Source organism: Fuerstiella marisgermanici (assembly GCF_001983935.1).
Taxonomy (GTDB): Bacteria; Planctomycetota; Planctomycetia; order Planctomycetales; family Planctomycetaceae; genus Fuerstiella; species Fuerstiella marisgermanici.
The window spans coordinates 6,735,528-6,760,463 of the sequence record NZ_CP017641.1 but is presented as its reverse complement, the minus strand read 5'-3'; the positions used below and the strand labels follow the sequence as shown (position 1 = coordinate 6,760,463).

Below are 24,936 nucleotides of genomic sequence, written 5' to 3'. Positions count from 1 at the left end.
CGACGCTGGTTGCCGGAGAACGTAGTTCGCCTCGGAAGGCACAACCTACAGCAGCGGGAAGCTACGCGAGCGGCTTCCGCTTCCACAGGCCTCGATAAATTGGCAGACCCAGCTTGCGTTTTTTCCGTTCAAAGCTGGTTTGGTAATCCAGATCGTGTTCCGGATCACGTTCGGTCGGGGCCGGCTGAGTTTCGAACTTCTCGTTCGAATCCATCAGGTCGCGGATGATGTCGAAGTATTCCGCAACATCACTCCACGAATGCACATGACCTTCCGGCTGCACCACGTCCGCAAGAATGTCCGTGAACTCGGCTGTAAACAAACGGCGTTTGTGATGTCGCTTCTTCCACCACGGATCAGGGAAATACACATGAGCCGCCTGGACCGAATGTTTGTCGATCAGCTTCGTCAGCACGATGTTGCAGTCGCCGCCAATGATGCGGGCGTTGGGCATTTCGCGCTTGAGCAAACGAGTTGCGGCACGACGGCCTTCGCGGTAATCGATTTCCAGGCCGAGGTAATTGACGTCCGGATTTCGTTCGGCGGCTGAAAACGTGAAGAGTCCTCGACCACAGCCGATATCCAGTTCAACCGGATTGTCATTGCCAAAGAACGCGCGCCAGTCGATGTGTTCACCGACATCGTCGATGACCTGAAAATACGGCTTTAATGGCTTGATGGGAGCGGTTTGCATTGTGCGACTAAACCTGATCGCGGCTGACGGTGACGCCCAGCATTTCGCCTTCGAACATCATCTGTCCGTCGACGAATCCCTGAAAGCGAAACTGAGCCAGCTTGCGAGCTCGTACACGCACGACGCTGGCCACCAGGTCGAGGCGGCAGTTCGGGAAGACGGGCTTGCGAAACCGAACAGCATCCATGCCGCCAAACCCCAGATAATCGCCGCCAATCAGGTCGAACTTTCGAGCATAAAAACCGCCGATCTGAGCGGCCGCTTCGCACTGCACCACTCCTGGCATCAAAGGGAAGCCGGGCATGTGTCCTGCCGCCCAGAATTCCTTGTCAGTCACTTCTTTGTAGCCCACGATCAGGTGATTTTCCTCATCGACGTGCACGATCGCCGTCAGTTGTTCCATTTCATGACGTTGCGGGTTCACTCGACGGATGTCGTCCTGAGTGTAAATCGGGTTCTGAAAGTCGTACTGACTGATGTCTACAAGCGGTTCGGACGGCATGGAATTCTGCTTTTGTTTCTCTTTCAATCCGGTCGGAGGGGGAAATTTACCCAAACCCAATCACAGATGTTATTTGCGTAACATCCGTGAGCAACCGGTCAGGCCGGGTTTGCGGATCTTTAATCATATTCGCGGTTGCCTCAAGCCCTGTTTTCTCAGCCGCCAGCAGCGCTGTCTTCATTCCTGCCGCTTTTGCCGGGGCCAGATCCGTTTTCAAGCGACAGCTAACGTGCAGGATTTCAGACGGTTCAATGCCATGTGCTGCCAACTGTCCTGCGGCCTGCTTATACAGGGACGGCGACGGCTTTCGGATGCCCATTTGATAGGACAGCAGATTGTGCGCCGACGGAAACAGGCGAAACAACGGGGGCGGCGAGCCTTCCTCCGCGAGCGATCTCGCCAGCTGCACCATGGTAAATGGCTGACCGTCCGCCAGAACTCCCTGCTTGATACCAGCTTCATGTAGCTGGGTCAGAGCATCGGACAGGCCCGGACGGGCTTCTATCGCCTGCAGACAACGGTGAAAGAAGAACGCGATCTTTTCGCTAAGGTCCTCGACATCGCCGAGTTCGCCCTCGTCGTAAGTATATTCCTTATCAAATAGCCGATCGACCACCGCCTGCCAGATATGGACCAGATTCACATCGGTAATGTCGCCACGATGCTTCGTACCGACCATGGCCAGGCGTTCTGCGTAGTCGCGGTACTGATTAATCATGGACTGCCACGGCGGTCCGGGCTTGCGATACATGCTGATCCACATATTGAATTCGTGGATCGTCTTTTCCAATGCCACCTGCAGACGGACTTCCTGTTCAGGAAACAGCGTGAAGCCGCAATCGGGCGTTCGCAACAGCGTACCGTACACATCCCACAAAACGGCCTTAACGCCCGGCAGCGGGTCAATCGCCGGTTTCGCATTGACGGGTTTTGGCGCAGGCACCTTCGGCCAGATTAGGTCTCGCTGATCCAGCGAGTCAGCGTATTCCGAAAGTGAGAGTGACATTCTGAATGGTGGGCGCGTCACGAAGGCGAACGAAGGCAGGCTCTCCGGCCCACGACGGCGACAGGTTATTCCGGACCGCCCCGTAAGCAAAGTCTGGAAAAGGAAATCGGTGGCGTTTTCGAGGATGGGAGCAACGTGACTCACGCATCAAGCATCAACCGACGATCCCCGTGAACGGATGCCCCTCGTTCTGGTCGACTCGTTCCGGCCGGCCTTTGTCGTAGTAGACAACTTCGCGATGATTCAGGCCCATCAGCCACAGGATCGTGCTGTGAAGGTCGTGCACGTGCAAACGATCTTCGACGGCGTGCAAACCTAACTCGTCCGTCGAACCGATCGTCTGGCCGCCCTTCACGCCGCCGCCCGCCATCCACATTGTGAAGCCGGTGGGATTGTGATCGCGACCATCTCCTTTTTCACTCATCGGAGTCCGGCCGAATTCTCCACCCCAGATGACTAGCGTGGAATCCAGCAGCCCACGCTGCTTTAAGTCTTTCAATAGTCCGGCCACACACTTGTCGGTCTGAGCACACAACATCGTGTGGTTTCCCTCGATGGCGCTGTGAGAATCCCACTTGCTGCCTGCTCCGTGATACAGCTGCACAAACCGAACGCCGCGTTCAACCATTCGCCGAGCCAGCAGACACTGACGACCGAACGTCGCTGTCGTCTTGTTGTCCATCCCGTACAACGCCTGAGTCTCTTCAGTTTCTGCCGTCAGATCGACCGCTTCAGGAGCCGATGACTGCATGCGGAAGGCGAGTTCGTATCCGGCGATGCGAGCTTCCAGTTCGGTTTGCTGAGGCCTGGCGGCAGCGTGGCGACGGTTCAGGAAATCCAGCGCGGTCAATTTGCGGGATTGAGCGGCTTCGTCTTCCCCTTTTGGCCGCGTTAAATTTGAGATCGGATTGCCGGTCGTATTGAACGCGGTGCCCTGATAAATGGCGGGCATGAAACCGGTGCCCCAGTTGCGAGTTCCATTCACCACCGACGCATTCGTATCCTGCATCACGACAAACGCGGGCAGGTTTTCGTTAACGCTGCCCAACCCGTAATTCACCCACGCTCCCAGTGACGGTCGACCGGCAATTGGTGACCCGGTGTTCATCGAACACACACCGCCGGCGTGGTTAATTCCCTGACTCCAGCAGGACCGAATCACGGCAAGATCGTCAACACACTTCGCTGTGTGAGGCAGCCAGTCGGACACCCACAAACCGCTTTCGCCGTGCTGAGCCCAACGACGTCGGTCGGCCAGTAAAGGCGAATTGGCTTCACCCATAGCCGTCACTGGCTTTTCGAAAGATTCCGGTAGCGACTGTCCTTCCAGCTTCCGCAATAGGGGCTTGGGATCGAACAAATCGATGTGACTGGGACCACCTTCCATAAACAAAAAGATGACACTCTTCGCTTTGGTTTTCCGATGTGGGACTGTTACGGCGTTGGGGTTCACACCCGCCTGCGCAGAAGCCTCGTTTTGCAGAAACGCGGCCAACGGCAGGGCTCCAAAACCCATTCCCGCAGTGGTCAGCATTTCTCGTCGTGTTTGGTAGTTCGTCATGACTTAGTCAACGTATACAAACTCATTCGAATTCAACAACACGTGACACAACTCGGCCACGCCTTTTTCTATCGGGTTCAGTGTCAGTTTGGTTTCTGTTGTGAGAACGTGGCGATGAGCTGTCACGTCCACCAGCCGGCTGTGTTCATTGTCAAAATCCCAAACCGCAAGCGGTGAATGTGGTAACACGGCTTTAGTCGCCAGACGTCTGACCGAAAGCAAATGAATGTCAGCCGCCGATAGTACGCTCGGAATCAACGCCACTTGATCCAACTGCCCGTCCCAGCGATGTTGAGCCTGCTTGAAGCGACCGCCCAACACGATGGGAAACTGCCCCATTATTTCCCTGGCACTCTTGAAGTCGACCGTCGCCGTCTGCAACTCACCTGGCCGCGATTCCGCCGCCGGTTTGCTCAACGGCTGAAGATAAAAGGTCGCTCGCCCATTACCGGCGTCCGCCTGTTCGACCGTCACCGCCACAAAGTAGGGTTTGTTCAATTCAGGCCGCAGATTCGATGCCACGACTTCGTAGCCCTTGTCGCTAACGACCTGCAGAATCAGGTTTCGCGGCTTGAAGGCCGACCGCTCACTGGTAACGCCAATCGCCCAACCAGTTCGTTTGTTGCTGCTGTCCCATTGAGAAATCAACGTCCTTACAGTTGCATCCTGATACAGCGAATTTAGCTGAAAAATCGCAGCAAACGTAAACGGTGGAGTGACCTCTGGCTCGAACGTGGGTGTCGACAGCGGAGGCAGGCCGTCATCGCCGATGTGCACCCCGGCACCGGATCCCGCCAGCGACCCTTCAAGAGCGTTGTCGACCCGCGAAGTACTCTCCGTCGCATCGCTGATCAGCTTCACTGCCACCCAAGTTTCTTCGGAATCCACAGTGCGTCCCAAAGCGATGCGAAACGCCAGATCGGCCGCGGCCTTCAGATCGTCACTCGCCGTCACATCCAGCACACGGCGAGCCATCGCTTCGGATCGAGTTCGCAGCCAATCGCCGTTCATCAGGTTTAACGCCTGAGTTGGCGTGGTTGTCGTGCTGCGTTTCGGAATGCTGTTCAATCCATCGACACCATCAAGGGACCTCATCAGCGGTTCGGGCTTGTTGCGAATCGCCTTCAGGTACAACGAGCGCCGCAGACTGTTGTGATCAACGGACGGCCCGCCCTGCTCTGACTTCAGTTCACCCGACGCCGTTAAAATGGCATCGCGAATCTGTTCTGCGTTCAGACGCCGAATGTTGAATCGCCATCGAAGCTCGTTACCAGGATCAATTCGCTCGACGCTGGCAGCATTTGGATGGAAGGCCGACATCCGCCACGTAGCGGAGGTCAAAATCTTCCGGTGCAACCACTTGATACTCCAGCCATGATTAACAAATTCGCTGGCCAGCCAGTCCAGCAGCTGTGGATGACTGGGCCGTCCGCCCAGCGTCCCGAAGTCGCTGGCTGTTGCGACCAGTCCCGTTCCGAAGTGACGCTGCCAGATACGATTCACGATCACTCGCGCGGTCAGCGGGTTTTCCGGGCTGGTAATCCATTTGGCCAGCGCGGTTCGTTGCCCGGTCGACGATTCCAATTCAGGAACCTTAAACGCGACGGTTTTTATGATCGTCAGCCCGCCCGGAGGGACGACTTTTCGTTCTGGATTGCCACCGATATGAATCGGTTGCGGCGTTGGACCGTTGTCCGCCACTGTAATGGCACTTGGCAGTTTTTGAGGTTCGCGACCAGCCACTTCGGCGATCTGCTTTTCCAGCTCGTCGATCCGTTCCTGGTCTTCTTTCTTAATCTTCATCCGTGCCTGATCGTACAGCACCTGACGGTTCATCAAATCGGCCAGTTGAGCCTCCAGGTGAGTCCAGTCCTGCGGCGATTTGTCCATGATCGACTTGACGTCTTCCGGAAATCTTTCAACCGCGGCCTTCGCTGCTCGCTCAAGATACGGCCCGCGAATTGCATCCAGCTGCTGCCGCAGGTCGGCTCCTTTTTTCAGCCATGCCTGATACTGTTCTTCGTACTGTTGCCGATCCGTAAGATCCGCTGCGGGCACATCGTCTCGAGGCATCATCGTGCCGAAGCACGCCTGCAGTCGGAAGTAATCTTCCTGCAGAATTGGATCGAACTTGTGGTCATGACAGCGAGCACACCCGACGCCCAGACCCAGAAATGCTTCGCCGGTGACATCTGTCGTTTGATTCAGAATGTCCTGCCACTGCGTGCGAGCATCTCGCTGGTTGTACTCGTAGAGATACGTGCGCAGAAAACCGGTCGCCACTAACGCCTCAGCCTTCTCCGGAGCGACCTCATCACCGGCAAGCTGTTCGGTCACAAACTGGTCGTACGGCTTATCGTTGTTGAAGGCATTCACAACATAGTCGCGATACCGCCATGCATCGGGTCGGTAGAAATCGGCTCGAAAGCCATCCGATTCCGCATACCTCACAATGTCCAGCCAGTAGCGCGACCAGTGTTCGCCGTAACGAGTGTCTGCGAGCAGCCGATCGATCAGTTGATTCCACCGGTCTGGCGAATCGTTCGCCAGGAAATCGGCCACATCAGAAGGCGATGGCGGCAGGCCCAGTACATCGAAATACAGTCGGCGTATCAAGACGTCGTCACTCGCCTGAGCCGCAGCAGTGATTCCCGCTGCTTCCAGTTTCGCGCCGACGAACTGATCAATCTCATTCACACCCCAATCGCGTTGAGTCACCGGGGGCGCCGGGTGAGCGATCGGTTGAAGGCTCCAGAAGTTCAGCTCCTCATCTGTGAACATCGCGCCTGAAAGACGCACCGACTTGCCCTCGTGAGTCGGCCATGCTGCGCCGTCGGCGATCCACCGCTCCAGATGAGCGATCTCTTTGTCGGACAATGGCTTGTCCGGCGGCATCTCGAACGATTCATATCGGACAGCTTCCAGCAGCAAACTTTCGTCCACCTTGCCGGGCTTCGCCGCGGGGCCTGAGTCTCCCCCCATTAGCAGCCCTTCAAGAGAATCCAGTCGCAGCTCGCCCTGCTGCTGGTTTTCGCCATGACATTTCACGCAGCGGGCGTGCAAAATCGGTCGAACGTGAGTTTCGAAGTGCTGAAGCTGAGCGTGGCGCGCGTCGACTTCGTCGGCACTGCCAGTAAGCGGAACCAGCATCACGGCGACACACACGAAGCACTGCCAGAGCGGCCTCGCAGTGGCAGCATTTTGCGTTGAGTAGTTGTCCCGGGGGCAGGCCATGGCAAAACGTTTCATTGCAGCAGCGAAACGGGGAAGTGGTAAACGGGCGGGATTCTCAGCAGTCGGGGGACCTACCAGTGTACTCAGAAACCTTTGAAATGAAACACCCGAGCCGCGTTTTCGGGCTGCCGCGGGATGCATCCGCCCATAGGGAAGTGGTGGATTTCGCCAGAAATCCCGCGCTGTGGTCGAATCGGAGGAACTCCGGCGAGTCCCACGGCAAGTCGCCCCGCCCCAACAAGCGGCTGCACCTGCCGCTGCGGGCCTCACTGGTTCGTTTGAAATTCTTCATAAATGCCGCAACGGGCCTGTAACACATTCTTCGGTTCCTCGCTGAGGGTGTTATGCCCGACACAAAATCACCCGTTCAACAACGAAAAAGGACCGGAACCATGAAATTTTCACGCCACACTGCACTGATCACCGCTTTCGCCATCGGAACCACTTTGACGACTATCGACGACGCCAATGCGTGTCGCGGCCGCAGCGGTGGCGGCGGATACTCCGGGGGACGATCGAGCAGCTATTCCGGCGGATACAGCAGCTACGGCGGCTCAAGCTATGGACAATCCAGCTATGGCTATTCCAGCCACAGCACCTATCGTCCCACGCAAGTGATTCGACCGGTACAACACGTCCAGCCCGTACAACAAGTGGTTGCTCCGCCGCCGCCCGTGCAACAGCCCGTCATTCAGCAGGCCGTTGCACCTCAGCAAACGCCCGTGCAGCCAGTGAGCCAGACTCAGCAGACAGTTCAGGCACCGCAAACAGCGCCCACACCACAATCGGCGCCCGCACCGCAACCTCAGGCACCAGCACCGACGCAGGAGAATGCTCAAACGTCCGCACTGCAGGCACTTGGTGGATTCGCACCGCCACAGACCGCTGCGACACCACAACAACCGCAGGCCGCAACGCCAGCTCACGTCGAAACATGGTCCGCCAACCTCGGCAACGGAGCCCACGTTCAGTTGACTCTAAACGCCGACCAAAGCTTCACCTGGTCCGCGACCAACAAGAATGGTTCCGCCAGCAGCTTTAGCGGCAACTACACCATCGCCAACGGCTCATTGACCTTGGTTCGCTCAAGCGACAACCAGAAACTGGGTGGCAGCATGAACACCACCGGCACAGATGCCTTCAGCTTCAAAGTCGCCGGCAACAACGCGGCCGCCCTGAACTTCAGCCGGTAGGCGGGATGGCCCGCCAGCCGATTGGCGTGGTGAGCGGGTGACGATTTGAGAGCGAAATCGCCGGCGTTGCTCTCGTTGCTCCCTTTGCTCATGAGATGGCAAGCTTGACGGGGACAGAAGCCCGGCTTTTTTAAAAAGCCGGGCTTCTTTGCGTTCAACCTTTTGTCAGATTGCGTGTCCCGAACCTGTCTCGTCCTCACCCGCGTCAGAAGCACTGATCTCATGCCGGAAATCCAGAACAGCATTGCGGCCATTGAACCGACCTACCCGACTTCCGCCGTTCCTCCCGTTGCCACGCCTCGACTTTTCGCAAGAACGATCGGCCCGTATGCGCGGCTGCCAGTGCCGGTTCTCATTCTGTGCCTGGGCTCGTTCATCAATCGAGCGGGCGCGTTTGTGATGCTGTTTATGACAATTTACGTCAGCGAACACCTGGGCTACGGAGTCACCTTCGCCACAAATTGTTTCGGCGTCTTCGGAGCCGGTTCGATTATTTCGTCGCTGGCGGGCGGGCAACTGGCTGATCGCTTTGGACGCAAGCCAATCATGCTGCTGGCCTTGTTCGGAGGAGCAGCCACGCTGGTCTCAATGTCGGTGGTCGAAAGCCGGTGGGGCATTCTGTCGCTGATGTTTTTATTTTCGCTGACCTCCGACCTGTACCGTCCGGCGGCTTCAGCGATGGTTGGCGATCTTGTCGACACGAAGGAACGGCCGCTGGCGTTCGGGCTGATGTACATCGCATTCAATTTGGGTTTCGCATTCGCAGCACCCGTCGGAGGATTTCTGGCGGAGCATTCGTTTCGCTGGCTGTTCTGGGGCGACGCGATCACGACATCGGCGTACGGCCTGATGATCGTTTTTCTGATCCGAGAAACTCTGCCTGCGCATAAAGCAACCTCGACCAATCAACCCGCGACGCCACAGGTTGGCTGGCTGGAAGCGGTGCGGCACATTTCGCACGACACGACCTTCCTGTTGTTTTCACTGGCCACGCTGCTGACAAGCATTGTCTTCATGCAGGGCTTTTCGACGCTGCCCATTCATCTGACTCAACTTGGCTTTTCGAAAGAAATGATCGGCTGGCTGTTGGCGAGCAACGGCATTCTGATCGTAGTGCTGCAGATCCCCATCACATCGATGTTAAATCGCTTTCATCGAGTGCTGGTGATACTGGCCGGCGAATTGTTGATTGCCGTTGGCTTCGGGCTGACGACTTTCGCGGTCACCGGGTCGATGCTGCTGCTGACGGTCATCATCTGGACGATCGGCGAAGTGGTGCAGGCAGCGTTCAAGCAATCGATGGTAGCGGACCTCGCTCCGGTCACCATGCGAGGCCGTTACATGGGCGTGTTCGCGCTGTGTCACGCCGTCGGCATGACGGGCGGCGTACCCGTCGGCGGCCAGATTCTGGACCGCTTCGGCCCCGGTGTACTGTGGCCCGCTTGCTTTGTATTGGCAATGATGGCGTCGGTCGTGTACGTACTGATTTACGTCCGCCGCGTCGAACGGTGACGTCACTAAAACCACCCCTCCCACAATTTATTGTGGGAGGGGTCGATCGAGCGAAGCAAGATCGGGGGAGGGGTGAACTTCCGTGAGTTTAGTGGGCGCACCCGGCTCGCGAGCCCCCCTGCCGAACATCGCTTCGCTCGTCCGACCTCCACCCTAAGCTGCGCTTGGGGGAGGTGAAGTGCAGTCGCCCGCATTTGCAAACAATCAATATCGGTCCGTGCGCTGCACAGCTTCGAGGAACTCTTTGGTCAGACCGTGAATAACGAAAGTGTCGTCGGAATGGTCTTTGACGATCGCCGTGAAGGCTCTCGGTCGCTTGACGAGTCTCACGATGCAGAACACTACGAAACCAATCGGCCCGACAAGAATGAGTGAGCTATCGAGCGAACGCAATAGGAGTAGCGGCAGCATTATAGCCGCAAACAATACGCTATGGCATACGCTGAATTTTCGCGACAGGATTCGATTCTTCGCGGCGATTGGTGTTTCACCAACGACGAATTCGTATTGCCTCCCGAACAAAACTCTTAGCCCATACTCTGCCAGTATCACACCGATCATCCCAGAAACGTAAGCGGCTTTGACTAGCTCCATTTGCACCAACACGATGATCCACAGCAGGACGGCGACCACAGACAACCGGGCCGCTCTTTTCGGCAGATACTTTCCCTGTTTTGCGTGTACACCGATCAATCCCTCAGTGCTGCCCGTCATCCAGCAAATGTTCGGAAACCGCTCAAGACCGCGACGGCAATACAGCAACTTCCCAACAACGCGGTACGCTTCATTCCGCCCCAGTTCCACCGCCGACGATGGACTCTCGTCGCGCGCTGGCGGTGCGTACGGATTGGTTGTCGATGAGTCTTCGGTGTCCGGGTCGACCATTCTTATTGTTCTTATGCCGTTTGACTCGCGAGCGTCAATCGATGGGCAGCCAGGACCGATTCTTGTTGCGAATTGTTTCGAGGAACCCTTTGGTCAGCCCGCTGATAATGACCGAATCTTCATCGTATTGGTTGACTTGCACGTTGAAGTTCTTCGGCGACAGCCACAGATAGCCAACGATTAGCAACACGCAGACGACCGGAACGGACCACATCACCAGCATGGAATTCACGACATCCACCGTCACGACACTCGCAATCGCCAACAACCCAAGTCCTGCCACGCAAAAAGGGGTGACCCGAGCCAGTCGCCGCTTTTTCCTGGCAACAGCAGATTCTCCGACGATGATCGTGAGCGTGTTCTCGAAGTAATGAGTGTAAATGCCGCCGCCCAGAACTATGAAAGCAACAATTCCGATCATGAAGACGGGGTGATGGACATCGAGCCACTCAATTGCCAACTGCGATGCAACAAATACGCACGTTGCCAAGCCAATCAGCCAGCCTCGGGCAGTATCAGAAAGATACCTCACTTTGCGACTGTACTCACCAACCAGTTCGCTTGTACTTCCAGTCAACCAGCAAACATTCGGAAACTGCTCGCACCCAACGCGGCAGACCAGATTCTTTCCAACAACTCGATACCGATCGTCGGCCGAAAGGCGTACCTTCGCATCCGCCGCTTTCGCTGTGTCGTTTGTCGCGGGCGGAGCGTAGGGGTTGATCTCAGAATTATTCGTGTCAACTTTCGCCAACATGATCACATCCCCCTCGCTCGATTTCGTTCGAGTCCCCCAAAATTGTTTAACCCGCAGCCGGAGGCGCAGGCGTGCCAGATGGCGGACTCAACGCAGATTGAAGGTCCGGCATACCGGCCACAGTGTGTCTCACGAATGACTTGTCAGAGCGGACGCCTGCGCCTCCGGCTACGGGTTAAACGATCCATCACTGGATCCTGGTCTTCGGCTGTGGCAAGCCGAGCTACAGCCTTCCGCTACTTCTTCGGGCGTGGTTTCGGGGCCACGGATTCCGGGCCGAATTCTGTCAACGCAGGCAGAACCGTCTGCACTCCATTGGCGGGAACGTCGCGTTGAGCGGTCCAGATGATTCCGTTCATGATAAATGTGCGAAGATCGTCGATTTTCCAACTGCGATAGAAGTGAGGCATCACGATCCCGAAGCCTCGCCCGCCGTCGTCTCGCTGCACACACCACGACACGATTTCCTTTTTCGGCGCCTCGGGCGGCAGCATCGACGTTGCCAGAGCCGTCACGTTTGACGCCAGTTTGTTTTCGTCCTTGCCGAAGTAGTTGTTGATGTAGGGTTCGTCGTGCAATGTGAATTCCTTCCAACCGCGTGAAACCGGATGGTTGGATGAGGCCGGAACAATCGTGGCGGCGGGATAAATTCGGGCGACCGACTGGTGATGGGGGCAGCGAGTCGCAAAGTAGCCGCCCATCCAGTGCAGCAGAGGATGCTCGCCGTCTTCCTTCACGTCTTCGGCTCGCAGACCTGTGGCGTAATGAACACACACGATGCCGCAGCCGCGGTTCATCATGGCGCCCAGCTTCGCCAAAATGGCGTCCGATCCCGGCATGCGATTGGGTGGGAAGGTGTCGCCGATGAAAACCACGGTCTGGGCGCGATCCAGCACCTTTTCGTCCTTCGGCCATTCGTAAACCACGTCTGCGACGACGCCTCGCACGTCGGGAGCCGATTCCAGGCAGTGTTTCATCAGCCGACCACCGGCCGCGACTTCGTGACTGCCAGGCGGGTGATTGCTGGGGCCGACGACAATTAGCACGTGAGTTTCTTCGGCGACGGCGGGGACCATTCCCAAAATGGCGACGAGGAAGCAAACTAGTCGTCGTCTGACGGGATGCTGCGATTTCATAGGACACCTGCTTTGATTGAAGAATGGGGGAACGGTAGTGTGTTGGCGGCTTTACGCCACAGAGAATAACACGCCACTGCCCGTGCGCAACGCAGGGCCGTCAAAAATCGTTTTCGTCCGTCGTCTCACTTCTTTCGTATTCGGATACCGTTAATTCGAGGACGAGTGGAACCACATTTTACGCATGCCCATTCTTCACCAATTCACTCAGCCAGACGACACCAACGACACGGTGCTGGCCGCAATGCGCAAACAGCTGCCTGGCGAATTATCGTGGTCGGCCGCTCGAAAATTGCTGCATGGGCGGCAGGTAGCGATTGGCGGAGTGCTGTGCATTGATGAAGGCCGACGACTGAGCCCGGGTGAAGAAGTTCAAATTACTGATCAGCCGATCCCGGCTCCACCGACTGACGAAGATGTCGTCGTTCGCTACGTCGACAAGGATATCATCATCGTCGAAAAACCGTCCGGCATGACGACTCTTCGCCGAAAGTCCGAACTCAGCTGGTCAGCCGCTCGCAGAGGCCAGCAGCCGACGCTGGATGAAAGCGTGCCTCGACTGATTCGCGAACACGCGGCGAAACGGAACAAGTCGACAAGGATTTATCAGCGGCTCACAAAACTGTTTTCGGTGCACCGCATCGATCGCGATTCCAGCGGCCTGCTGGTGTTCGCTCGCAACGAAGACGCTCAACGAAAAATCATCGAGCAGTTTGCCGATCACAAAGCCGTCCGCAAGTACTTTGCTCTGATTCCCGGCACGCTTCGGGGGCAGACAATTGAAACCTACTTAATCCGCGATCGAGGCGACGGGGTTCGCGGCAGCACGCCGGACAAGTCGATCGGCCAGCAGGCGATTACTCACATCAGTACCCTGCGAACGATTGGCGCGTTTAGTGAACTGGAATGTCGGCTGGAAACAGGTCGCACAAACCAGATTCGGATTCATCTGGCCGAACTTGGCCATCCCATTTGCGGAGACATCAAGTACCGAGGCCCGTTGGGAAGTCCTCCGGTTGAAGACCAAAGCGGCATTCATCGAATGGCGTTGCATGCCGCCGAATTGAAATTCGATCACCCCACGACTCGCCAGCCAATGCACTTCGAAACACCGTGGCCACCGGACATGCAGCGATTCCTGAACCGACTGCAGGCCGGCGCCGTTCGTCGAAAGGAAGCGACGTGAAAAAACAGCACCGCTCCGCCCCGCGCCGCAACGCTCCGCCGCGCGGCGCTCGTTCTGAGGCCCCTCGATTCAATGAATCGCCGGGAGGGAACCTGGACCAGATCACGCAGCTCGCCCCTGACCCGACGGCTCCGATCCCAGCCGTTGTGCTGAAGCACCGCATCTCGCAGACGGCCGTGTTTCGCAAGCAGATTGATTCGGTCGATGGAGCTCGCGCCGGCGACCTTGTGGCCGTGTATTCGAAGACGAAGCAGCTGATCGGCTATGGCCTCTACAATTCACGCAGCGAAATGGCGCTGCGTATGTTGTGGCGGTCTTCCGAATTACCAACCGACGCGTCGTGGGACGAAAAACTGCAGTCGGCCGTGCGGTTGCGGCGCGACGTTCTGAAGGTCGATGCAGATACCGATACGTATCGAGTCATCCATGCGGAAGCCGATGGCATGCCGGGGCTGATGATCGATCGCTTCGGCGACGTTCTGTCGGCGGAAGCGTTCAGTCTTGGAATGTATCGGCGAGCAACCGCGCTGCTGGATCGGCTTGCAGGGCAGCTTGGCACGCAGCATCAAATCATTCAGACAAGTCCGCATTTTCAGGCACAGGAAGGCTTCGATCCGCCCACGATTACGTCACCCGACTGCCCTTCTGAAGTCGTCGTGCAGGAATTTGGTACTCGCTTTAAGGTGAAGTTTGAAGGCGGCCACAAGACGGGCTTTTTCTGCGATCAGCGTGAGAACCGTAAGAAGCTGGCGAGTTTCTGCGAAGGCAAATCGGTGCTGGATCTCTGCTGCTACACCGGTGGTTTTTCCGTGCAGGCGATGGCGCTGGGAAAAGCGAAAGAAGTGATCGGCGTCGACCTGGACGAAGCGCCGCTGCAGGTGGCCAAAGAAAATGCGAACCTTAATCAGGTGCGAGCCCGCTTTGTGCAGTCAGACGCCTTCAACTACATGCGCGACATGATCGCCGCCGGAAAACAGTTCGATGTCGTGGTGCTTGATCCGCCAAAACTGATTCGCACTCGCATGGAAATCGAAGAAGGAACTCGCAAGCACTTCGACCTCAACCGGCTCGCTATGCGACTGGTCAAACCGGGCGGGCTGCTACTGAGTTGCACGTGTTCGGGACTGTTGCCCGATTCTGAATTCGTCAACCTGCTGTGTACGGCCGCTCGTCAAAGCGGTCCCGAAATCACGCCCGCACGCGACGGCAAGAGTGCTCGCCACGCGGCTCGTGAAATGCAGATCATCGCCAAAACCGGAGCGGCTCCGTGTCACCCTGTGGGCAGCAATTGCCTGGAGACGGAATACCTGAAAGCCGTCTGGATGATCATGTCCGAATAATTCCGGATTTCAGGCGGATTTTCGCAAGACACTCGACGCCTTCAACACCATGATTTAGCGTTCCCGCGTCACAAAAATTGCGACCTGGCCCAACAATGCTGAGGAATCTCATGAATCGACTGCTCTGTTTTTTGTCACTCATCTGCGTGGCTGCCCTTGTGCCGTCCGCCGTCCAGGCCGATGGCTTAGAACCACAAAAAGGTGACCACATCTGCCTCGTCGGCAACGAACTGGGCGAACGAATGCAGCATCGCAACCACTGGGAAACCTTGCTGCACCAGTCGTATCCGGAACTGGAACTGACGGTCCGCAACCTCTGCTTTCCTGGCGACGAACCTTACGAACGCATCCGCTCTCTGGATTTCGGCGACCCGGATTCCCACCTCACACACAGCAAGGCTGATGTGGTGATGTACTTCTTCGGCTTCAACGAATCGTTTGCCGGCGAAGACGGGCTGGAAGAATTCACTCAGCAAATGACCAAGCTGGTGAAGGAGACTCAAAGCAAAAACTTCAACGGCAAGAGCAGCCCGCGAATCGTGTTGGTTTCACCGATCGCGTTTGAAAACATTGGTGATCCGAATGTGACCGACGGATCCGAGCAGAACAAGAATCTGGCCAAGTACACCGAAGCTCTTGAGCAGGTCGCCGCCGAAACCGGAGTCGCCTTCGCCGACCTGTACGCACCGACAAAGGCACTTTACGAATCGCACGATCAACAACTTACACTTAACGGTGCACACCTCAACGACGACGGCTACAAAGCGCTGGCGCCTGAGTTCATGAAAGCTTTGGGTCTGAAGCCCGCCGAAGGGAAGACTCCGGCAAAACTGAAGGCCGAAGTCGACGACAAGAACTTCCATTGGTGGCATCGTTACCGAGCTGTCAACGGATACTCGATCTATGGCAAACGAGGCCTCGCAGGTACCGACGGCACGTACAACAACCGCGAAGTGATGGAACGTGAACGAGCCATCCTTGACGAAATGACGGCCAATCGCGACCAGCGCATCTGGGCAATCGCTCAAGGCAAACAGGTGGCTGAAAAATGCGACGACAGCAACACGCTGCCCTTCTACGAAGTCAAAACCAACGTTGGCGGCGAGAATGACAAAAACCGCAAAGCCGGCAAGCTTGGCTCGCTGGAATACCTACCGGCAGCCGAACAGCAGAAGAAGTTTAAGCTGGCAGAAGGTTACGAAATACAACTGGTTGCATCGGAAGAAGATTTTCCTGAGCTGGCAAACCCCGTCGCCATCAACTTCGACAACAAGGGCCGCTTGTGGGTGTCGACAATGCAGTCGTATCCTCACTGGAAACCCAAGACAGAGATGGAAGACAAGGTCCTGATTCTGGAAGACGAAAACGGTGACGGGCGAGCCGACAAATGCATCGTGTTCGCAGACGGCCTGCATCAGCCGACCGGTTTCGAAATCGGCTACGGCGGAGCATGGGTCGCTCAGCAGCCGGACATACTGTTCATGCAGGACACCGACGGCGACGACAAGGCGGACACGCGAATTCGCAAGCTGGTTGGCTTCGACACAGCGGATTCGCACCACGGAATTTCCGCGTTTGAATGGGGGCCGGGCGGTTCGCTCTACTTTAATGAAGGCACGTTCAAGTATTCGCAGGTCGAAAGCCCTTACGGTTTGACTCGCATGCACGAAGCCGGAATCTGGCGCTACAACCCACGCACCGAACACTTTGGAACTCACGTTTCGCTGCCGTTCGCCAATCCGTGGGGCCACGTCTATGACAAGTGGGGTCAGGACTTCATTTCGGATGCGTCGCCCGGCTACAACTATTGGGCCACGCCGATCAGCGGCAAGGTCGAATACCCAGCCAAGCATGCAGGCGGAGCCTTCAACGACAGCGTCAACAACTTCAAAGATACGGCTCTACGCGGCCGCGAGTTCTACCCGACGTTCTTTCCTAAGCGAACACGTCCGTCAGCGGGCAACGAAATTGTTTCCAGCCGACACTTCAAGCCAGAAGACCAGGGCGACTTTTTGCTGTGTAACGTGATCGGTGACCGGTCCATTTTGCAGCATTCCGTGTCTGAAAAAGACAGCGGCTTTGAAGGCAAAGAAAAGCCTCAACTGGTGTTCTGTGAAGACGGTAACTTTCGGCCGATCGATATTCAATTCGCACCCGACGGTACACTTTACATCTGCGACTGGCACAACGCTTTGATCGGCCATCTGCAGCACAATCTGCGAGAACCAAACCGAGACCATCAACATGGCCGCATCTGGCGAGTGGTTTGCACCGGACGCGATCTGGTGAAGCCCCCGAAGATCGCCGGCCAGCCGATTCCGGATGTGCTTGAAGCGCTTAAAGAATACGAAGACAGAGCCCGCTACCGAGCGCGTCGCGAACTGGCTGAGCGTAAGACGTCAGACGTTGTCCCCGCTGTGAAAAAGTGGGCGGCCAGTCTAAACAAGTCGGACGAAAGCTACGCCCATCACCTGTTGGAAGCCAACTGGGTTCTGCAATCGCACAACACTGTCGATATAGATCTGTTGACCGCTGCGTTGAATGCGGACGACCATCGCAGTCGAGCTGCGGCGACTCGCGTTCTGTGCTACCTGCGAGAGAAAGCACCGAACGCTTTGAAGCTGGTTCATGAACGCATCAACGACGACCATCCACGAGTGCGACTGGAAGCCGTCCGCGCATGCAGCTTTTTCGACGCGGAAGAAGCGATCGAAGTCGTACTGGATGTGCTGAACCACGACGTCGACCAGTACCTCCAGTACACGCTGGATGAAACAATGCGGCATCTGGAAAGTCTGTAAAGACACCCGGAGGTTCTCAGCGAACGCAAAAGCCCGACGCTCGGATATCGTCGGGCTTTTCGTTTCTTAATTCCGTAGACAAGATGACAGAAACAATGAGTCGATTTCTTTTTATACCGTTGATCCTGACCGCTGTTGCTCCCACGATCGCTCAGGACCATGCGCACCATCATCACGGCGATGGAGAAGCCGAGGTTGAACGACCCAAAATCCTGCTGGACAAGAGCGCTCGGATCGTCGAATACCAACTAAAGCGATTGGATAACGCAAAGTTGCTACTGGTTGAAACGGCCACTGACGATCCGAAGTATTTGCCAGTGTTCAAGGCCATTTTGCTGCGACCAGGCTTGTCACTGCAGAATCGAGAAGCCGCATTAGACGGCCTGACAGCAATCAACAAGTCCGATTCCGCAACCGAACTACTGGCAGTTCTTGGGACGCTGAGCGACAGCGACAAGGATCAGCAACGAGTGGGGCGGCAGCTTTCCGCCATCCTGCTGAACCAGCCAGCTGAAGTGCTCAAAACAAAGGTTGCCGATCTCAACAAAGCGACGACTCAGGAAAGCAGCGTCCTGCGAGCCACCGGCTACGCCGGGTTGATTGTCGCGGGTCAGCCGGACGACGCGTGGGATCAAGCGAAGCAGAACGAGTCTGCGCGGCTGGACTATCTGGCCGCCGTGTCGCTGGTACCTCAGGGTCCGCTGAGGAATTCGCTGCGAGACAACGTCGTTGCTTCCTTGGACGACGCTCAACCAAAGGCCGTGCGAGTGGCCGCGATTCGAGCGTTAGCAACAATTTCGGACCAGCAGCCTGACAGCTTTCAGCGACTAGCGGACTTCGTACCGAACGTCGACTTTCGCACGCCCGCTGTCCGCAGCCTGCTTAAGCTACCACCCGAAGCTCGCGATGAAGCGACGTCGCGGACCCTGGTCAAAATCCTCGTGCAACACGCCGAGGACACTCCGGCCGCGAAACGCACGTCGGACGAATTCGTCGATGCCATGCAGCTGGCGGACGAACTGCTTCGAAAATTGCCGTCAGAAGAATCTCGCAGCTATCGAGATCGCCTGCGAGCGGTCACTGTGCGAGTTGTTCGCATTCACACGGTCGAAGAAGAAATGCGGTACGACCGGCCCTTCTTCGCCGTCGAAGCTGGTCGCCCCGTGCAGGTGATTTTGGAAAATGAGGACCTGATGCCTCATAACATGGTCATCACCAAACCGGGGCAACTAAAAGCGGTGGCTCTCGCAGGCGCGGAACTCGGCACCGCACCTGGCCTGGACGGAAAGCTGTATGTCCCGGAAAGTCCCGATGTGCTGTACTCAACCGACATGGTGAACGCCGGCCAGCGCTTCGTATTAACTTTCACCGCGCCGACGGAACCAGGCGAGTACCCCTACGTCTGCACATTCCCTCGACACTGGATGCGTATGTATGGCGTGATGGTGGTCGTGCCGGACCTGGATGCATGGCAGCGTAATCCTGTCGAACCCAAAGACCCTTTGGGCAACAATCGATCGTTCGTGCAGAACTGGAAGCTGTCCGATTTTCCAGCGGACCAATTGGCCGACGCCATGCGTGGTCGCAACCCCGACATTGGGGCTCGACTGTTTAAGGAAGCCACATGCCTGGGCTGTCACAAAATCAACGGACAAGGCGGTTCCGTGGGCCCCGACATGAAAGATTTGATGAAGCGATGGAAGGGCAACCATCACGGCATCCTGCGTGAAATTTTGGAACCCAGCTACAAGATCGACCCCAAGTACGCCGTGAAGATCGTGGTCGACATCGACGGCAGAACAACGTCCGGCATCGTGCAGGCGGAAGACAAGAAATCGATTTCAATTCTGGTGAATCCCGAAGTGCCGGAACCCAAGGTCATTTTGAAAGATGACATCGAAGAGATCATTCCGTCGACCACATCGATGATGCCGAAAGCCCTGCTGGACAAGTTCAGCCGCGAAGAGATCATGGAAATCCTGGCGTATATCACCGCGGCTGAGGAATAGGCTGATCAGTCATGAAGGTTGGGTACATCCTCGTCAGCAACGAGATCATGGTCGACGGCAAGCCAATCGGTTTTCTGTATCGCGAGCCGCCGGACAACTCGCTAGACAGTGGGTGGCGAGCGCTTTCGGGCGACGAGTCTCATGAATACGCAGAGGAAGCAAACAACTTCGCGTTGTATAATGCTTCTACAGTCGTGAACGTGGCTCGGGAAATTATTCCGCTTCTCGGACTATCTGCCCCGGTGGCCTTCGAACGCGATGCAACTACGGGAAACCTTGTGGCCGTAGAGGACGACGAAGACGTATCACATGATGCTTGATTTTTATTCGCCTGACGGCAGCGTCAAGCTAACGGTCGAAGACGATGGCAAGGTTGCGTACGGATACCTAAAGATGGACAACCGGATTGTCGGCGATGTCTGGCTTTATAATCGTATTCAGGCGCCGCCAAAGAGCGAGTGGGCGAATAAAGCCAATATCCCTTTCGCAAACTGTGAAGAATTCGTTCTCGAAGGCGGCACGATTTTACGACCTGTTGCTCCCAACGAAATTTCAGCGGAGTGGGAGAACGGATTAGATGCGTATGTCTACGTTCGTGAAGATCTGTTCGCCGTGGTCGGTGTCGGAGATAAGCCGGGCTACGCGAGATATGCCGCGAGCGATTCTCCCTTGGCTCGAGTGATGCAAATTGCCCCGGAAACGTAAAGGTCAGTCGCTCGTCAACGTCTGTGGCCAGGGTAAGCACTGGGTCGTTTGATCGATGGTTTCATCCACTTTCAACGCCACCCGATACCAACCGTCGTCCGACTGAATGCGGCTTAATCGCAGAGCGGGCAGCTTCTCGTGGAACTGTGTGACGTCGACAGTGCGTGGAAGAGTGGTTGGCGGAATGAGCCTCGATAATTGAGCGGCCTGATTGCTGACGAGCGTTGTCCAGGTATCTGGCGGCTCACTGCTATCTGCAGGCTCCACCTTGATATCGCTGACGGCGATGGACCACATACCGCCTGGCTCGCTTTGCCCCCTGAGCCCGATCTTCATTCGCTGAAACTGGCTGGCGACTCCCGTTTTCGGCAGGATTTGATACTGCAAAATCAGCGAAACGAACCCATCGTCAAACGCCAGCGCCACCGGCGCATGTTCGGCAAGACGAATCGAAAACAGAATCGGTTCGGCTCGCAGTTCGTCGACTCGCTGCAGCTTTTTCAACAATTCGGTCGGGCTGTCACCGCCCGCTTTTGCAGACTGCACCAGCTTCTGCAGTGTCGCATCGCTGACGGTCAAACCACCAATCGGTTGCAGCGCAAGCCAATGGTTGACAGCTTCCTGCCGCAGCACGATCGCGACCGCTTCCGGTCCGCTGAGTTCCGCAGACAAGGGCTGACTTCTCGCCGACACTCCAAACCGCACCGCCGGATTGTTCAACGCGATGGTCAGGCTGTTGGGGCCAGTGTTGGCACTCCATGCGACCGTTTCGCCAGCCAACGTTTGTTGGACGATCTGCCGAACCTGTTGCCAGCTTCGGTTTAGCTTCACAAGCTGCGCATCAACGCGTTCGTTAACCTCCGGAAGCACATCGTCCGCGACTCGCCGAGCGACAATTGCATCCGATATCGGTTTACGGCGCCGCACCGCATTCCATGCAATGCGATCGCTGAGTGGCCCGAGCAGTGGCATTCGCGTCGCAATACTGTTGACAGCCTGAGGTGTCTGGCGGACCTGCAGATTTCCATAGGCCGGCTTGGTCATGAACACTGAGCCGTCAAAGAACACCGGCTTCTTTACGTTGAACGTATGATTGCCCGCCGTGGCAATTCGAGCCTGGCGTGTGTACCCCACCGTGTCGCTGGCAACGTTACCAACGGCGACAATGTTAAACCGAGCGGTCGACGGGTTATCCACCGCCTCCAGTTGAATCGACGTGGTCGTCGTTTGCACGCCGCGGACGTCAGCTTCCATGACTCGCGTAGCAACGTTGTCACTTTTCACCGTCTGCTGTTCCGCAAACCGACTTAACAGATCCGTCCGAACGGTGATTGAAAAGTCCGCCACACCTGTCGCAGCGGACTGTGGCAGTCCATCGATATTACCGGACGGAATCGTCAGTTGCGGAATCTGAATTTGAGCGCGCACCTTGTCAGAATAGACGGCCAACTGAGACACAAGAATCAGCAGGCCGTAGAAATGTCTGATGGAGCATGGAAGCTGTCTGTACGACATGGCGGCATTCGTCCGAGGCCAGATCCCGCTGTTCGATGCAAAGCGGGCTCTCACTTCAGCTTACGCAAAGACTGTCTCGTCGGCTATAGAGTTTCATTTGAGGCGTACATTCGCAGGTAATTCTCGCGTTCGCATGGCAAGTGACCGCTCAAGACGGCTTGAGACTGCACAACTCTCGCCATACATCCATAGCTACCTATTCTTTCCAAGTCGCGGCTGCGGCATATTTCTCTTGGTCTAATTCAAGGCTTCGTTTAGAAAGCACCGGCCCCTGGTCCGCTCAAAGATCGTCGTCGAAGGAATCGACTCATGGCATGGATTGCCCTCGCTGCGTCAACAGCAGCCCTGTACTGGATATATGACGGATACGGCCGCTTTTTGCGACTGGCCGTTGCATTGCAAAAAATGTTCCGTTCTCGCAGCCACAGTAAAACGGCGCGGCGTGACAAAACAGCATTCGGAACCGACTCAAGAACGGAACACGAGCAACCCGAACTGACCGTCCTGTTAACTGTCCACAACGAAGAGGAAGTGATTTCGAAGCGGATTCACAACCTTCTGGAAAGTCAGTATCCGGCCGATCGGCTGAAGGTCCTGATCGCATCTGATGGTTCAACTGACGGCACCAGTTCTATCGTGCGCAATTTCGATGACGATCGCGTAAGCCTGTTCGAATCTCCCGGACTAGGCAAAACGGGAACTCAAAACGAAGCCTTAAAACAGGTGACGTCGGACATCGTCGTGTTCACCGATGCGGACATCGTTTTCGATTCCGACTTTCTTCAGCGAATCGCAGACCGGTTTCGTGATCCGAACGTTGGGGCTGTCGATGGTCGCCTGCTGTACGCGGCGAACCCTAACGATGCGAACACAACCAGTCAGGGGTTCTACTGGAACTACGAAATGACAGTTCGGCACCTCGAATCTCAACTGGGTTGGCTGGCTGTCGTCGCTGGTGCCAGTTTTGCCGTGCGGCGTGAGTTGCTACAGACAATGGATCCGTCGATCGGTGAAGACTGTATCGTTCCGCTGGACGTCGTGCAGCAGGGCTACCTGGTCGTGCACGAACCGGACGCCAAAGCATTTGACGAATTTGAAGAAGGCAGCGGCATCACGCTGCGACGTCGTATTCGACAAACGCTGCGAAACTGGCAGGGGACGTGGTCTCGCCCGGCTTTGCTGAATCCACTACGGCATCCGTGGTACGCACTGGCATTGTGGTCACACAAGCTGATGCGTTGGCTTTCGCCCGTGTTCTTATTGGTCGCCCTGTGTTCGTCCACTTGGCTGTTGATCACGGTACCTACCGCCTTCTCATTTGCAGCGGCGGCACCTTATCTGGCCTTGTTCGGCATGGCGGCTCTTGGCTGGCTGGCGGCGGCGACGGGGCGACGGATTCCGTACACCGGCGTCGCGTTCAGTTTCGTGCTGGCGAACACTGCGTTTCTGGTTGGCATCGCGCGAGCCATCGTGGGCCGCCGGGTTCACGCCTACAAAAACGCTTAACGCTGCACGCAGTACAGCTTGGTCCAGCTGCGTAAAAACAACTGGTCGCCAACGGCAACTGGTGATGCGTCGGTCGCGTCGTTCAGGCGGTTGACTGCAACGGCGGCCAGAGATTCGTCATCCTTCAGCACCACGCAGGCACCATCGCGGCCGAGAAAGTACAGATGCCCGTTGGCCGCAACTGGCGAGGCATACGCGTTGCCAAGCCCCGTCAGACGTCTGGGTTCGCCGATTGGTTCGCCCGTGTTGACATTCAACGTCGTCAGGATGTCTCGATTGCCGCCGGTGTAGAAGATTCGGTTGCCGCTGATCACCGGTGAAGGCACATACGGCGTACCTTTCGAATACTTCCATCGCCACGCTTCTGCTGCAGCGACGTCACCGCGGGAAGCCAGCGGAATCGCAAATGCGGCGGCGCCCCGATAGCCGCTCATCGCAACCACGAAATCGTCGTGTCGCACGGGCGATGGAATCGCGTTAACCGTCTGCCCGCCGCAATTCCAGATTTCATCACCACTGCTCAGGTCGTACGCGCGAACTCGGCCAGTTCCGTTGGCGACCACGATCCCGCGGCCATCTATTTTCGTGACCAGCGGCGTATTCCATGATGTCACTTCACCCGGTCGATCAGTCTTCCATTTCGCGTTGCCGGTGGCGGGGTCCAGGCACGTGATGAAGGAACCTTGTTCCTGGTCCCAATTAACGATCAGCGAATCGCCGTACACCACCGGCGTAACAGCTTCACCCCAGCCGTAGCGAGTCGTCATGTCGCCGAGATCGGTTTTCCAGATCAGGTTCCCGTCCAACGAATAGCAGAAGATGCCGCGTGAGCCGAATGACACATACAGCCGCTGACCATCGGTGGTCGGTGACGCCCCTGCATACGTATGAGTGGGGTGGTGACCTTCGTGCGGAACTTCTTCCACGGCCACGTGTTGCCAGACCAGGTCGCCGGTTTCACGATTGAAACTGGACACGATAAAGCGGTAGTAAACTTCCGGCGGCTGTGTCTTCGAACGTTCGTGCTTCTTCGGTGCCTGCTCTGCTTTTTTGTTAGTCGGCTCCGCTGAAAGCACGAAGATTTGATCTTCCCACACAATCGGCGTGGACGTGCCCTGCCCCGGAATCGCAGCCGTCCATTTTACGTTCTCCGTCGCACTCCAGCGGACTGGCGGCTTGGCGTCGTCAGCCGCACGACCGTCGGCCGTTGGGCCACGCCAATGGTGCCAATTCGCGGAAGCGTCCGAAGGCAGTTGGGCCTGTGCGTTGCTGGAAAAGATTGCGACGGTTGAAATTAGCCAACTGCCGAGAAGCAACTTGCTGTTCCACATGGCTGAGTCTCCAAAGCAAAACGCCACCTGGATCAACCTGGTGGCGGTGTGGGTCTTGAGTAA

The 24,936-nt window shown here is 56.6% G+C and carries 19 protein-coding genes; 9 read left to right on the top strand and 10 right to left on the bottom strand.

Features of this window, described 5'->3' with window-relative positions:
• Positions 1 to 61: 61 nt before the first annotated feature.
• The 5 genes from trmB to Fuma_RS25390 all read right to left on the bottom strand — a co-directional run bounded on the left by trmB (position 62) and on the right by Fuma_RS25390 (position 6,997).
• On the bottom strand, positions 62 to 694 hold the full coding sequence (gene trmB / locus Fuma_RS25410) for a tRNA (guanosine(46)-N7)-methyltransferase TrmB (RefSeq protein WP_077026589.1): 633 nt from the start codon (positions 692 to 694) through the stop codon (positions 62 to 64).
• 7 nt (positions 695 to 701) lie between these two features.
• On the bottom strand, positions 702 to 1,196 hold the full coding sequence (locus tag Fuma_RS25405; protein ID WP_077026588.1) for a 3-hydroxyacyl-ACP dehydratase FabZ family protein: 495 nt from the start codon (positions 1,194 to 1,196) through the stop codon (positions 702 to 704).
• A 46-nt stretch (positions 1,197 to 1,242) separates the two neighbouring features.
• A complete protein-coding gene (locus tag Fuma_RS25400) occupies positions 1,243 to 2,202 on the bottom strand; it encodes an HAD family hydrolase (RefSeq protein ID WP_077026587.1) in 960 nt (319 codons plus the stop codon).
• A gap of 154 nt (positions 2,203 to 2,356) precedes the next feature.
• Entirely contained in the window at positions 2,357 to 3,763 is a 1,407-nt protein-coding gene (locus Fuma_RS25395) for a DUF1501 domain-containing protein (RefSeq protein WP_077026586.1), read from the bottom strand.
• Positions 3,764 to 3,766: 3 nt separating this feature from the next.
• Positions 3,767 to 6,997, bottom strand: coding sequence for a DUF1553 domain-containing protein (locus Fuma_RS25390; RefSeq protein ID WP_158521125.1), 3,231 nt, complete (start codon positions 6,995 to 6,997; stop codon positions 3,767 to 3,769).
• 392 nt (positions 6,998 to 7,389) lie between these two features.
• On the opposite strand from Fuma_RS25390, the gene Fuma_RS25380 reads away from it, so the two are divergent.
• Complete coding sequence (locus tag Fuma_RS25380; protein ID WP_077026584.1) at positions 7,390 to 8,190, top strand: hypothetical protein; 801 nt, start codon at positions 7,390 to 7,392, stop codon at positions 8,188 to 8,190.
• A gap of 222 nt (positions 8,191 to 8,412) precedes the next feature.
• Positions 8,413 to 9,702, top strand: a complete 1,290-nt coding sequence (locus Fuma_RS25375) for an MDR family MFS transporter (RefSeq protein ID WP_077026583.1) — start codon at positions 8,413 to 8,415, stop codon at positions 9,700 to 9,702.
• Between the two features lie 204 nt (positions 9,703 to 9,906).
• On the opposite strand, the gene Fuma_RS25370 is transcribed toward Fuma_RS25375, so the two are convergent.
• The 3 genes from Fuma_RS25370 to Fuma_RS25360 all read right to left on the bottom strand — a co-directional run bounded on the left by Fuma_RS25370 (position 9,907) and on the right by Fuma_RS25360 (position 12,480).
• The gene (locus Fuma_RS25370) at positions 9,907 to 10,587 is read right to left on the bottom strand and encodes a hypothetical protein (RefSeq protein WP_077026582.1); all 681 of its coding nucleotides are present in this window, start codon (positions 10,585 to 10,587) and stop codon (positions 9,907 to 9,909) included.
• Positions 10,588 to 10,621: 34 nt separating this feature from the next.
• Positions 10,622 to 11,344: a hypothetical protein gene (locus tag Fuma_RS25365; protein WP_077026581.1), complete on the bottom strand. Its 723-nt coding sequence runs from the start codon at positions 11,342 to 11,344 to the stop codon at positions 10,622 to 10,624.
• 236 nt (positions 11,345 to 11,580) lie between these two features.
• On the bottom strand, positions 11,581 to 12,480 hold the full coding sequence (locus tag Fuma_RS25360; RefSeq protein WP_218922299.1) for a ThuA domain-containing protein: 900 nt from the start codon (positions 12,478 to 12,480) through the stop codon (positions 11,581 to 11,583).
• Between the two features lie 184 nt (positions 12,481 to 12,664).
• Here Fuma_RS25360 and Fuma_RS25355 point away from each other — a divergent pair, with 184 nt between their 5' ends.
• The 6 genes from Fuma_RS25355 (at position 12,665) to Fuma_RS25330 (ending at position 20,521) form a co-directional block, all read left to right on the top strand.
• Complete coding sequence (locus Fuma_RS25355; RefSeq protein ID WP_077026580.1) at positions 12,665 to 13,666, top strand: RluA family pseudouridine synthase; 1,002 nt, start codon at positions 12,665 to 12,667, stop codon at positions 13,664 to 13,666.
• Positions 13,663 to 15,006 (top strand): class I SAM-dependent rRNA methyltransferase, encoded by a 1,344-nt coding sequence (locus tag Fuma_RS25350; protein WP_218922298.1) that lies wholly within the window; start codon positions 13,663 to 13,665, stop codon positions 15,004 to 15,006. Before Fuma_RS25355 ends, Fuma_RS25350 begins: the two co-directional genes overlap by 4 nt.
• A 110-nt stretch (positions 15,007 to 15,116) precedes the next feature.
• Positions 15,117 to 17,807, top strand: coding sequence for a PVC-type heme-binding CxxCH protein (locus Fuma_RS25345; RefSeq protein ID WP_077026579.1), 2,691 nt, complete (start codon positions 15,117 to 15,119; stop codon positions 17,805 to 17,807).
• A 95-nt stretch (positions 17,808 to 17,902) separates the two neighbouring features.
• Entirely contained in the window at positions 17,903 to 19,816 is a 1,914-nt protein-coding gene (locus Fuma_RS25340) for a c-type cytochrome (protein WP_077026578.1), read from the top strand.
• Positions 19,817 to 19,827: 11 nt separating this feature from the next.
• Complete coding sequence (locus Fuma_RS25335; RefSeq protein ID WP_077026577.1) at positions 19,828 to 20,136, top strand: DUF2185 domain-containing protein; 309 nt, start codon at positions 19,828 to 19,830, stop codon at positions 20,134 to 20,136.
• Entirely contained in the window at positions 20,126 to 20,521 is a 396-nt protein-coding gene (locus Fuma_RS25330) for a hypothetical protein (RefSeq protein ID WP_077026576.1), read from the top strand. Before Fuma_RS25335 ends, Fuma_RS25330 begins: the two co-directional genes overlap by 11 nt.
• Before the next feature lie 3 nt (positions 20,522 to 20,524).
• Here the strand turns inward: Fuma_RS25330 and Fuma_RS25325 are convergent, their stop codons facing one another.
• Positions 20,525 to 22,036, bottom strand: coding sequence for a hypothetical protein (locus Fuma_RS25325; RefSeq protein ID WP_077026575.1), 1,512 nt, complete (start codon positions 22,034 to 22,036; stop codon positions 20,525 to 20,527).
• A 309-nt stretch (positions 22,037 to 22,345) separates the two neighbouring features.
• On the opposite strand from Fuma_RS25325, the gene Fuma_RS25320 reads away from it, so the two are divergent.
• Entirely contained in the window at positions 22,346 to 23,542 is a 1,197-nt protein-coding gene (locus Fuma_RS25320; protein WP_077026574.1) for a glycosyltransferase, read from the top strand.
• On the opposite strand, the gene Fuma_RS25315 is transcribed toward Fuma_RS25320, so the two are convergent.
• Positions 23,539 to 24,873, bottom strand: a complete 1,335-nt coding sequence (locus Fuma_RS25315) for an outer membrane protein assembly factor BamB family protein (RefSeq protein WP_083732319.1) — start codon at positions 24,871 to 24,873, stop codon at positions 23,539 to 23,541. The genes Fuma_RS25320 and Fuma_RS25315 overlap by 4 nt on opposite strands.
• Positions 24,874 to 24,936: the final 63 nt, after the last annotated feature.

Excerpts from the sequence above, each read along its gene's own strand:
- Fuma_RS25325 (WP_077026575.1), bottom strand. The coding sequence starts at position 22,036 with ATGTCGTACAGACAGCTTCCATGCTCCATCAGACATTTCTACGGCCTG.
- Fuma_RS25395 (WP_077026586.1), bottom strand. The coding sequence starts at position 3,763 with ATGACGAACTACCAAACACGACGAGAAATGCTGACCACTGCGGGAATG.
- Fuma_RS25390 (WP_158521125.1), bottom strand. The coding sequence starts at position 6,997 with ATGGCCTGCCCCCGGGACAACTACTCAACGCAAAATGCTGCCACTGCG.
- Fuma_RS25370 (WP_077026582.1), bottom strand. The coding sequence starts at position 10,587 with ATGGTCGACCCGGACACCGAAGACTCATCGACAACCAATCCGTACGCA.
- Fuma_RS25380 (WP_077026584.1), top strand. The coding sequence starts at position 7,390 with ATGAAATTTTCACGCCACACTGCACTGATCACCGCTTTCGCCATCGGA.
- Fuma_RS25365 (WP_077026581.1), bottom strand. The coding sequence starts at position 11,344 with ATGTTGGCGAAAGTTGACACGAATAATTCTGAGATCAACCCCTACGCT.
- Fuma_RS25345 (WP_077026579.1), top strand. The coding sequence starts at position 15,117 with ATGAATCGACTGCTCTGTTTTTTGTCACTCATCTGCGTGGCTGCCCTT.
- Fuma_RS25405 (WP_077026588.1), bottom strand. The coding sequence starts at position 1,196 with ATGCCGTCCGAACCGCTTGTAGACATCAGTCAGTACGACTTTCAGAAC.
- Fuma_RS25335 (WP_077026577.1), top strand. The coding sequence starts at position 19,828 with ATGAAGGTTGGGTACATCCTCGTCAGCAACGAGATCATGGTCGACGGC.
- trmB (WP_077026589.1), bottom strand. The coding sequence starts at position 694 with ATGCAAACCGCTCCCATCAAGCCATTAAAGCCGTATTTTCAGGTCATC.
- Fuma_RS25320 (WP_077026574.1), top strand. The coding sequence starts at position 22,346 with ATGGCATGGATTGCCCTCGCTGCGTCAACAGCAGCCCTGTACTGGATA.
- Fuma_RS25355 (WP_077026580.1), top strand. The coding sequence starts at position 12,665 with ATGCCCATTCTTCACCAATTCACTCAGCCAGACGACACCAACGACACG.
- Fuma_RS25330 (WP_077026576.1), top strand. The coding sequence starts at position 20,126 with ATGATGCTTGATTTTTATTCGCCTGACGGCAGCGTCAAGCTAACGGTC.
- Fuma_RS25360 (WP_218922299.1), bottom strand. The coding sequence starts at position 12,480 with ATGAAATCGCAGCATCCCGTCAGACGACGACTAGTTTGCTTCCTCGTC.
- Fuma_RS25340 (WP_077026578.1), top strand. The coding sequence starts at position 17,903 with ATGAGTCGATTTCTTTTTATACCGTTGATCCTGACCGCTGTTGCTCCC.
- Fuma_RS25375 (WP_077026583.1), top strand. The coding sequence starts at position 8,413 with ATGCCGGAAATCCAGAACAGCATTGCGGCCATTGAACCGACCTACCCG.
- Fuma_RS25400 (WP_077026587.1), bottom strand. The coding sequence starts at position 2,202 with ATGTCACTCTCACTTTCGGAATACGCTGACTCGCTGGATCAGCGAGAC.
- Fuma_RS25315 (WP_083732319.1), bottom strand. The coding sequence starts at position 24,873 with ATGTGGAACAGCAAGTTGCTTCTCGGCAGTTGGCTAATTTCAACCGTC.